This is a genomic window from Nonomuraea sp. NPDC050153 (assembly GCF_044460125.1).
GTDB lineage: Bacteria > Actinomycetota > Actinomycetes > Streptosporangiales > Streptosporangiaceae > Nonomuraea.
This window is the reverse complement of sequence record NZ_JBITJQ010000077.1, coordinates 1-11,593: the sequence shown is the minus strand read 5'-3', so window position 1 is coordinate 11,593 and position 11,593 is coordinate 1. Positions and strand designations below refer to the sequence as shown.

General features: G+C 71.5%; 2 protein-coding genes. Both read right to left on the bottom strand.

Annotated elements, in window-relative coordinates; genetic code table 11:
• A partial coding sequence (locus ACIBQ1_RS61570) for an amino acid adenylation domain-containing protein (RefSeq protein WP_397292816.1) occupies positions 1 to 11,084 on the bottom strand: 11,084 nt, incomplete at its 3' end.
• Positions 11,085 to 11,263: 179 nt separating this feature from the next.
• A partial coding sequence (locus tag ACIBQ1_RS61565; protein ID WP_397292814.1) for a phosphopantetheine-binding protein occupies positions 11,264 to 11,593 on the bottom strand: 330 nt, incomplete at its 5' end.

Sequence of the window (11,593 nt, the reverse complement as noted above, 5' to 3'; positions counted from 1 at the left end):
CGCTCCACCGGCTGCCGAGGATCAACCGGCACATACGCCGCCCCCGCCTTCCACACCGCCAGCAACGCCACCACCAGATCGACACCACGCTCCAAACACACCCCCACCACCGACTCGGCCTGAACACCCTCGCCGATCAGGACATGCGCCAGCCGATTGGCCCGCTCATCCAACTCCCCGAAAGAGACCTCGACCCCATCGGCCACCACCGCCACCGCACCCGGATCCTGCCCCTCGAACAACTCCACCACCGACGCGTCCAAACCCTCGACCGCCGTGGAATTCCACTCCTCCACCACCCGACGACGCTCATCGGAGCCCAACAACCCCACACCGCTCAAACGGATACCCGGATCAGTGCCGACAGTGTCGAGGACCCGCACCCAATAGCCGGCAATACGATCGGCCCACTCCGGATCGAACAGGTCCGTGGCCACGGTGATCGAACCCCGCACCCCCGCCGGCGCCCCCTGACCGTCGAACGCCTCGCTCACCATCACATCGAGGTCGAACTTCGCCGCCGCCCTCCCCGTCCCCGCAGCCGGCGCCGATCCCGTCCGCACCCCCGGGAGATCCAGGACCGCATCGATGGTGTCCTGTTTGGTCAGGACCACCTGGAACAGCGGGTGACGAGCCATCGACCGCGCGGGGGCCAGCTCCTCCACCAGCCGCTCGAAAGGCACGTCCTGATGCGCGAACGCCGACAGACTCCGCTCCCGCACCCGCCCCAGCAGCTCGCGAAACTCCGGATCCTCTGACAGATCCGCCCGCACGACCAGCGTGTTGACGAAGCACCCCACGAGATCGTCGAGCGCCACGTCCATGCGCCCGGCGTTCGCGGACCCGATCGGGATGTCGGTACCGGCGCCCAGCCGCGACAGCAACACCGCCAACGCGGCCTGCAGCACCATGAACACGGTCACGCCCTCGGCCCGCGCCACCTCCACCAGCCTCGCGTGCACCTCGGCCGGCACCTCCACCGGCACGCTGTGCCCGCGATGCGACGCCACGGCCGGGCGCGGCCGGTCGAACGGCAACGACAGCTCCTCGGGAACCCCGGCCAGCGCGTCCCGCCAGTAACCGATCTGCCTGGAGATCAGACTGTCCGGATCACGCTCGTCGCCCAGCAACTCCCGCTGCCAGAGCGCGTAGTCGGCGTACTGCACCGGCAACGACTCCCACATCGGAGCCCGCCCTTCACGCCGAGCCCCGTAGGCCACCGAGACATCGCGTGCCAACGGCGCCATGGACCAGCCGTCACTGGCGATGTGGTGGACGACGACCACCAGCACTCTCTCTTCCGGGCCCGCCTCGAACAGCCACGCCCGGATCGGCGCCTCCGCCGACAGGTCGAAGGCGTACCGCACCGCTTCGGCGACAGCGCCTTCCAGCTCGTCCGGCGCGACCTCGGCGACGGTCAGCTCCCAGTCGAGCTCGTCGACGATCCGCTGGCAAGGTTCGCCGTCCGCGACGGCGAAGACCGTCCGCAGCACCTCGTGCCGCCCGATCACATCCCGCAACGCCAGCCCGAGAGCCTCCCGATCGACGTCCCCCGACAATCGCAGCACGATCGGCACGTTGTACGTCGCGCTCGGCCCTTCGAGCTGGCTGATGAACCACAACCGCTGCTGCGCGAACGACAGCGGCACCCGCTCCGGCCGCTCCACCGCCCCCAACGCCAACCGTGCCCCCTCAGCACCGGTCAGCCGCCCCGCCAGCGCCGCAACCGTCGGCGCCTCGAACAACGCCCGCAACGGCACCTCCACACCGAGGACCGCACGCACCCGGCTCACCAACCGCACCGCCAGCAGCGAGTGCCCGCCGAGCGCGAAGAAGTCCTCCTCCACGCCCACTTCGGGCAACCCCAGGACCTGCGCGAACACCCCGCAAAGAATCTCCTCGCGCACGTTCGCCGGGCCCCGGCTCGCATGGCCGCTGTGGTGAGGGGCGGGCAGGGCCTTTCGGTCGAGCTTTCCGCTGGTGGTCAACGGCAGCGCGTCCAAGGTCACGATCGCCGAAGGCACCATGTAACCCGGCAACCGTTCGGCCACCCACCCGGTCACGTCCGCAACGGTGACCTCACCCAGGACGACGTAGGCGACCAGGCGCTTGTCACCCGGCACGTCCTCCCGGACGATCACCGCGGCCTGCACCACCTCCGGATGCGCGGCCACCACCGCCTGCACCTCACCCGGCTCGATCCGGAACCCGCGGATCTTCACCTGATCATCCGCCCGGCCCGCGAACACCAACCCCCCACCCGCGTTCCACCGCACCCGGTCCCCGGTCCGATACATCCGCCCACCCGTATCGAACGGATCCGCCACGAACCGCTCACCCGTCAGCCCCGCACGCCCCACATACCCGCGCGCCACCTGCGCCCCCGCCAGGTACAGCTCGCCAGCCACGCCCGGCGGCACCGGCCGAAGGAACCCATCCAGCACGTACGCCCGCGTATTCACATTCGGCCCACCGATCGACACCTCCTCACCGGCCGGCAGCTCATCCGTCATCGCCGCGCACACCGTCACCTCCGTCGGCCCATACGCATTCACCAGCCGACGCCCAGCCCCCCATCGCGCCACCAACTCCGCGCCCAACGCCTCGCCACCCGCCACCAACGTCCGGACCCCGACCAGGTCAGACGGCTCCAACACCCCCAACAACGACGGCGGCACCAACACATGACTCACCCCGAACCGCGCCACCACCCCCGCCACATCACCCTGAGCATCGGCCATCACCAAGCAACCGCCCGACCACAGCGCGACAAGCAACTCCCAGCAGGCGGCGTCGAAGCCCGGCGACGCGAACTGCAACACCCGGTCCCCGGACCCCACCCCCCAGCCCCCGGCCGCCAGCAGATTCACCGCACCCGCATGCGTCACCACCACACCCTTCGGCCGCCCCGTCGACCCCGACGTGTAAATCACATACGCCGCACAACCCGGCAGCAGCCCCTCCACCCGCAGCGGCGCATCCGGCAACCCACCCAGCTCCGCCACCACCGCCGGATCATCCAGCAGCACCGCCGCCGGCAACCCCTCGGCCAGATCCGACGACGTCACCACCGTCCCCACTCCCGCATCGCTCAGCGAGAAAGCGATTCGCTCGGCGGGATAAGCCGGATCCACCGGCAAGAACGCCGCCCCCGCCTTCAACACCGCCAGCACCGCGACAACCCACTCCACCCCACGCCCCAACACCACACCCACCACCGACTCCGGCCCCACCCCACGCCCCACCAGCAAGCGCGCCAACCGATTGGCCCGCCCGTCCAACTCCGCGAACGACACCTCCGCCCCCTCAGCCACCACCGCGACCGCCCCCGCCGACCCCGCCACCCGGGCCTCGAACAACTCCACCAACGTCGCCGACGGCACCTCCGCCGCCGTGTCGTTCCACTCCGCCAGCACCTGCCGGCGTTCCTCGGCGTCCAGCACGTCCATGCCGCTCATGCAGGTCTGCGGTTCGGCGGTCATCACGTCCAGGACCCGCGTCAGCCGTTCGGCGAGCTTCTCGACCGACCCCCGTTCAAAGAGGTCGGCGGACGCGACCAGCGACCCTCGCACCCCAGCGGGACCGCCGTCCGCGTCGAACACCTCACCGAGCAGCACTTCGAGGTCGAACTTCGCCACCGGCGCACCGGCCGACATCCGCCGGGACCGTATCCCGGGCAGTTCCAGCTCCGCCTCTCCGGCGTTCTCCAGCGTCAGCATCACCTGGAACAGCGGATGCCGAGCCATCGACCGTGCGGGCGCCAGCTCTTCCACCAGCCGCTCGAACGGCACGTCCTGGTGCGCGAACGCCGCCAGGCTCGTCTCCCGCACCCGTCCCAGCAGTTCCTGGAACGTCGGATCGGCCGACAGGTCGGTCCTCAGCACGAGAGTGTTGATGAAGAAGCCGACCAGGTCGTCCAGCGCCTCATCCGTACGCCCCGCGTTGGCCGCACCGATCGGGATGTCGGTCCCCGCGCCCAGCCGCGACAGCAGCACCGCCAACGCGGCCTGCACCACCATGAACGTGGTCACACCCTCGGCCCGCGCCACCTCCACCAGCCGCGCATGCACCTCCGCCGGAACCTCCACCGGCACCGTGTGCCCCCGATAAGAAGCCACCGCCGGCCGCACGTGATCCACCGGCAACGCCAGCTCCTCCGGCGCCCCCGCCAACGCCTCCCGCCAGTACGCGACCTGGCCCGCGATCAGACTGTCCGGGTCGTGCTCGTCGCCCAGCACGTCACGCTGCCAGAGCGCGTAATCGGCGTACTGCACCGGCAGCGGCTCCCACCCCGGGACCGCACCCTCGCGCCGAGCCGCATACGCCACCGACACATCCCACGCCAGCGGCACCCGCGACCAGCCGTCACTCGCGATGTGGTGGATCACCACCACCAGAACCCGCTCGTCCGGCCCCGCCTCGAACAACCAGGCCCGGATCGGGACCTCAACAGTGAGATCGAACGGATGGCTCGCCGCCTCCGCGACCGCGGCGTCCAGCTCGGCCGGCGCCACCTCGGCCACCGCCAGCCCCCAGCCGAGGTCGTCGACAACCTGCTGGTAGGGCTCACCGTCCACGGCGGGGAACACCGTCCGCAGCACCTCGTGCCGCCCGATCACATCCCGCAGCGCCAGCTCCAACGCCTCGACGTCCACCTCCCCGCCCAGCCGCAGCACGATCGGGATGTTGTACGTGGGGCTGGGCCCCTCAAGCTGGCTGATGAACCACAACCGCTGCTGCGCGAACGACAACGGCACCCGCTCCGGCCGCTCCATCACCGTCAACGGGACCCGGGCCCTCCCCGCCTCCGCCAAACAAGCCGCCAGCCCGGCCACCGTCGGCGCCTCGAACAGCACCGACAGCACCAGCTCAACACCCAGCAGCGCCCGCACCCGGCTGACCAACCGCACCGCCAGCAGCGAATGACCGCCGAGCGCGAAGAAGTCGTCGTCGACCCCCACCTCGGCCACACCCAGGACCTCGGCGAACGCCCGGCACAACAACTCCTCCCGAGCCGTGACAGGCCCCCGTCCCGCGCCGGTCGCGCGTTCGGGCATCGGCAGCGCCCTGCGGTCCACCTTGCCGTTCACGGTCAGAGGCAGCGCGTCCATCGCCACCACCGCCGACGGCACCATGTAGTCGGGCAGCCGATCGGCGACGAAGCGGCGCACGAGATCAGGAAGCCCGTCATCACCGACGACGTACGCGACCAGCCGGATGTCTCCGGGCGTGTCCTGCCTGGCGATCACAACCGCCTGGGACACCAGTGGATGCGCGGCCACCACGGCCTGCACCTCGCCCGGCTCGACGCGGAACCCGCGGATCTTCACCTGCTCGTCAGCCCGCCCGAGGTATTCCAGGTTCCCCTCGGCGTTCCAGCGGACCACGTCACCGCTGCGGTACATGCGGGTGCCGGGGACGAACGGACAGGCCACGAACCGCTCCGCGGTCAACCCTGAACGTCCGGCATAGCCGCGCGCGACCTGGGCGCCGGCGATGTACAACTCACCCGCCACCCCGGGCGGAACCGGCCGCAACCGCTCATCCAGCACATACAACCGGCAATTGGCAATCGGACGCCCGATCGGCACCGACTCCCCGACCTCGTCACCGGCCCGCACCTCAAACACGCAACACCCGACGACCGTCTCCGTCGGACCATACTCATTGACCACGACCGACTCCGGCGACCGGCCCAACCACGCCCGCACCGCCGCGCCCGACAACGCCTCCCCGCCCACCACCCACGTACGCCCGACATCCTCCGGCATCATCTCCGCCAGCAAGCCCAGATGTCCCGGCACCGCCTTCACCAACCCAAGCCCGGCATCACCGGCCAACACCTCAGCCAGCCCCTCAGCACCGCCCCCCACACTCACCGCCACCGCCGCCCCCGACACCAACGGCACCCACACACTCGTCACCGTCAGGTCGAACGCCATCGACGAATGCAACGGCGCCCCACCACCCACCCGATAAGCACCAGCAGCCCAGCCCACATAGTTGGCCAGCCCCGCCTGAGTGACCACCACACCCTTCGGCCGCCCCGTCGAACCCGACGTATAGATGAGATACGCCGCCTGCCCACCGAGCAGCGTCCGCTCCGGCCTGGTCGCAGGCGCGGCAGCCAACCGCATCCTGGTGAACGCGTCGTCGAGGGTGAGCATCCGGGCCCGGCCCGCGGGCAGTTCCTCGGCGATCTCCGCGCTCGTCACCGTCACCACCGCACGACTGTCGGCCAGCATGAACGCGATCCGCTCCACCGGCTGCCGAGGATCAACCGGCACATACGCCGCCCCCGCCTTCCACACCGCCAGCAACGCCACCACCAGATCGACACCACGCTCCAAGCAGACGCCCACCACCGACTCGGCCTGAACACCCTCGCCGATCAGGACATGCGCCAGCCGGTTGGCCCGCTCATCCAACTCCCCGAAAGAGACCTCCACCCCATCGGCCACCACCGCCACCGCACCCGGATCCTGCCCCTCGAACAACTCCACCACCGACGCGTCCAAACCCTCGACCGCCGTGGAATTCCACTCCTCCACCACCCGACGACGCTCACCAGCGCCCAGCACGTCCACGTCACCCAGCGGCACATCCGGCCCACCGTCCAGCACGGCCTCCAGTGCTGCCACCAGGTTGCCCGTGGCAGTACGCAGCAGACCCGCCACGGCCAGCGGGTCGATGGGCGCGACCGCGTCCACGGTCAGCGACAGCGCGCCGCCGTCATCGTTGACCGCCACGGCGAGCGGATAGTTGGTGCGGTCGTGCGTGAAGACCGTACGGACGCCCTCGATCCGCCCGCCGGCGCGACCGGTCTGGCGCCGGTAGTTGAGGAACGACGTGAACAGCGGTGTGTCACCGGCGACACCGCTGGCCCGCTGCGCGACGGCCAATGACGCGTGCTCGTGTTCCAGCAGCTCTCCGAGCTGCTCCCGCATGGCGGACACCGCGTCGTGCGCACCGAGCCGGTCGGTGCGGACCCGTACGGGCAGGGTGTTCATGAACGGGCCAGGCACGCGGTCGGAGCCCATCCCGGCGTTCATCCGGCCGAACAGCACGGTCCCGAACACCACGTCGTCCCGGCCGCTGACGGCGGCGAGCGCTCGCGCCCAGGCCACGTGCATCACGGGCGCGGGGCTGACGCCCATGCGGTGGGCGACGTCCCGCAGCCGCCCGGTCAGCTCGGGGGACAGCTCCAGCTCTTCCCTGACGACCCCGGCGCCGTCGCCGCGCGCGTCCGCCGCCCCGTACGGGGCGGTCGGCTCCGTCACGTCGCCCAGGAGACCGGCGAAGTAGGAGGCGTGCCCGGCGTCGGAGTCGCCGCCGCGTGCCTGCGCCACGAAGGTGCGGAACGGCAGCGGCTCGGGCAGCTCGTCCCCGCGACCGCTCAGGAAGGCGTGGACCTCGTCGAGCAGGACCTCCTTGGCGGTGTGGTCCTGCACCATGTGGTGGATGCGGAGCAGCGCCAGCCACCGACCGCCGGGCGCGGCGGCCGTGTGCACCCTGATCAGCGGCGCGCGGCCGAGGTCCATCGACTGCCCGCCGGCGGCCACCAGGTCGGCCACCGGGTGGGTGCTCGCCGGGTCGAGCGTCACCTGCTCGACGGGGAGGGTGGCACGGCGCCACACCACCTGTACGGGTTCGCGTAGTCCGTCCCAGACGATGCCGGTGCGCAGGATGTCGTGGCGGTCGACGACCCGTTGCAGCGCGTCCAGGAAGGCGTCGAGCCGGGCCCGCGTGTCGAACTCGGCGACCGTCGGCAGCGCGTAGGCGTCCTCGCCACCGCCGGCCAGCAGGTGATGGAACAGCAGTCCTTCCTGGAGCGGGGCGAGCGGGTACACGTCGGCGACGTTGGGGGCGCCACCCTCGACGGTGGCCACGATCCGGTCGATCTCGTCGCCGGTGAGGTCCACCAGCGGGAGCATGCCGGGCATGATCTCCGTGGCGCCGGGCGGGATCAGGTTGTCCGGGACGGCCGCCGGGGCCGCGCCGGACGACCACGCCAGGCCGGCGGGGGTGGGCGCCTGGAACAGCGCGCGTACCGACACCTCGACGCCGCGCTCGCGCAGTCGCTCCACCAGGCGGATGGCGAGCAGCGAGTGGCCGCCGAGCGCGAAGAAGTTGTCGTCGGCCCCGACGCTGCCCAGCCCGAGCACCTCGGCGAAGGCCGCGCAGACGAGCTCCTCCCTGGCGTTCGCGGGTGCGCGTCCCGCGCCGGTGGCGTACTCGGGTGCGGGCAGGGCGCGGCGGTCCAGCTTTCCGTTCGCGGTCAGGGGCAGATCGTCCAGTACGACGACCGCCGACGGCACCATGTACTCCGGCAGGCGTTCGGCGGTGAAGGCGCGTACCGGCTCGGCGAGGTCGGCCCCGCCGGGTTCGGACGGTACGACGTAGGCGACCAGGCGAACGTCGCCGGGCGTGTCCTCGCGGGCGACGACGGCGGCCCGCGCCACCCCGGGGTGGGCGGTGACCGCGGCCCGCACCTCACCGGGCTCGATGCGGAACCCGCGTACCTTGACCTGCTCGTCGGCGCGACCGGCGAAGACCAGCCGCCCGTCGGGAGTCCATCGCACCAGGTCGCCGGTGCGGTAGAGACGCTCTCCGGCCGCGAAGGGGGACGCCACGAACCGTTCGGCGGTCAGCCCGGGACGCCCGACGTAGCCGCGCGCGACCTGGGCTCCGGCGATGTACAGCTCGCCGGCGACGCCCGGCGCGACCGGCTCCAGGTAGTCGTCCAGCAGGTACATGCGGGTGTTGGGGAGCGGCCCGCCGAACGGCACAGCGCCGTCCCCGTCAGGGTCCACCTGCCCGGCCGCGGTGATCACGGTCGCCTCGGTCGGCCCGTACGCGTGGATGAGCCGGCGTCCCCTGGCCCAGGCCCGCGCCAGTGCGGGCGGGATGTCCTCCGAGCCCACCACCATGGCGCGCACCCCGGGCAGGTCGCCGGGTTCCAGGACCGCGAGCAGCGAGGGGATGACGCTGGCCGAGCGCACCCCGGCCGTCTCGACGAGGGCGCGCAGCAGGGCGGGCTCCGCGCGCTCGGCGGCGCTCGCCACGACGAGCGTTCCGCCGAGCGCGAGGGTCACGGCCACGTCCAGCACCGACGCGTCGAACGTGAACGACGCGAACTGCAGCACCGGTACGCCCGGGCCCACCTCCATCAGCGGCCCGAACACCGAGACGAGGTTCGCCAGGCAGGCATGCTCGACCGCCACGCCCTTCGGCCGGCCGGTCGAGCCGGAGGTGTAGATGACGTACGCCAGCCCGCCGGCCGGGCGCTCCGGAGCGGTGGCCGGGTAGCCGTCCAGAAGCGTGTCACCGAGCCGGACCACGTGATCCGCGCCCGCGACCTCCCGGTCGCCTACCAGCACGCGGATCTGGCCGTCGGCCACGGCGAAGGCCAGGCGGTCCGCCGGGTGGGCGGGATCGAGCGGCACGTAGGCGCCGCCCGCCTTCCACACGGCCAGGATCGCCGTCACGATGTCGATCCCGCGCGGCAGGCACAGCCCGACCGTGGACTCCGCGCCGACGCCGAGCGCGATCAGGTGGTGGGCGAGCCGGTTCGCGCGGGCGTCGAGCTCGGCGTACGTGATCTGGTCGCCGTCGAAGACGACGGCGGTCGCGCCGGGGGTGCGCGCCGCCTGGGCCTCGACCAGCTCCGGCACCGTGACCCGCGGGAACTCGGCCGCCGTGGCGTTCCACTCCACCAGCAGCCGGTGCCGCTCCGCCGCCGCCAGCACCTCCACCCTGCTCAGCCGGGTCTCCGGCTCGCCGGTCAGCAGTTCGATCGCGCGCCGCAGCCGCCCGGCGAGCAGCGCGGCCGACTCCGCCGTGAACAGGTCGGCCGCCACTATCACCGAGCCGCGCAGCCCGGCCGGCCTGCCCTCGCCGTCGAACAGCTCGCCGACGCTGACCTCCACGTCGAACCGCGACACCGCCGTGCCGCCGGGGGCCGCGTCCGTACCGCCGCCGGCACGCAGGCCCAGCAGGTCCACGGTCGCCTGTGCGACATTCTGCACGGTGAGCAATACCTGGAACAGCGGGTGGCGGGCCAGCGACCGGCTCGGCGTCAACTCCTCGACGAGCCGGTCGAACGGCACGTCCTGGTGTGAGAACGCCGACAGGCTGGTCTCCCGGACCCGGGCGAGCACTTCGCGGAAGGCCGGGTCGCCGGACAGATCGGTGCGCAGGACCAGGGTGTTGACGAAGAAACCGACCAGCTCTTCCAGCGCGACGTCCGTGCGCCCGGCCACGACCTGGCCGATCGGGATGTCGGTGCCCGCGCCCAGCCGTGACAGCAGCATCGCCAGCGCGGCCTGCACCACCATGTACGTCGTCACGCCCTCGGCCCGCGCCACCTCCGCCAGCCGCGCGTGCGCGTCCGCCGAGATCTCGAACGGCGCGCTGTGCCCGTCGTGCGAGGCGACCGGCGGGCGCGGGCGGTCGAAGGGCAGCGCCAGCTCCTCAGGCGCGCCCGCCAGCGCCTGCCGCCAGTAGGCGAGCTGGCGGGACAGCACGCTGTCCGGATCGGTCTCGTCGCCGAGCAGCTCGCGCTGCCACAGGGTGTAGTCGGCGTACTGCACCGGCAGCGGCTCCCACCCCGGGACCCGCCCTTCACGGCGGGCGGCGTACGCGGCGGAGAGGTCGCGCGCGAGCGGCCCCTTCGACCAGCCGTCGCCGGCGATGTGGTGCAGCACCACGGCGAGCACGTGCTCCTCCGGCCCGGCCGAGAACAGCCACGCCCGGATCGGCGCCTCCGCCGCCAGGTCGAAGGCGTGCTCCAGGACGTCGTCCACCGCGCCGGCCAGCTCCGCGGGCGGCAGCTCGACCAGTTCGAGCGCCCAGTCCAGCTGGTCGATGTCCACGATGCGCTGGTACGGCTCGCCGTCGGCCATGCCGATCAGGGTCCGGAGCACCTCGTGCCGTTCCAGGACGTCCCGTAGCGCGGCGGCCAGCGCCGGTTTGTCCACCTCGCCCGTCAACCGCAGCGCCACCGGAATGTTGTAGGTGGCGCTCGGGCCCTCAAGCTGCTCGATGAACCACAACCGGCGCTGCGCGAACGACAACGGAATCATCGGGACCCCTTTTTCTGTGAAAAAGCCGCCCAAACACCGGGGCACGCAAAAATGAATTAAGAAAATCGGATTGCCTGGTCACCGGCGTGGTCCACTATGGCGCATGCCTCGGGAATGAACAATGCGCGCATTTCCGCCGCGTTCAACTGCGCTGAGGCGGCAGTTGAACGCGGCTGACGTCAGCGGTCACGCATCGGGCGCAGAGCGGGCCGCGTGGTCTTCTCCTCGCCGATCTGCAGGGCGAGACCCGCCACCGTGGGGGCGTCGAACAGGGTACGGACCTGGACGTCCACGTCCAGCAGGGCGCGGATGCGGCTCACCAGCCGCACGGCCAGCAGTGAATGACCGCCCAGCTCGAAGAAGTCATCATCCACCCCGACCCCGGGCACCCCCAGGACCTCGGCGAACGCCGCACACAACGCCTCTTCCCGCGGACCGGACGGCCCACGACCAGCACCCGCGACAGCAGCACGATCCGGAGCAGGCAAAGCACGACGATCCAGCTTGCC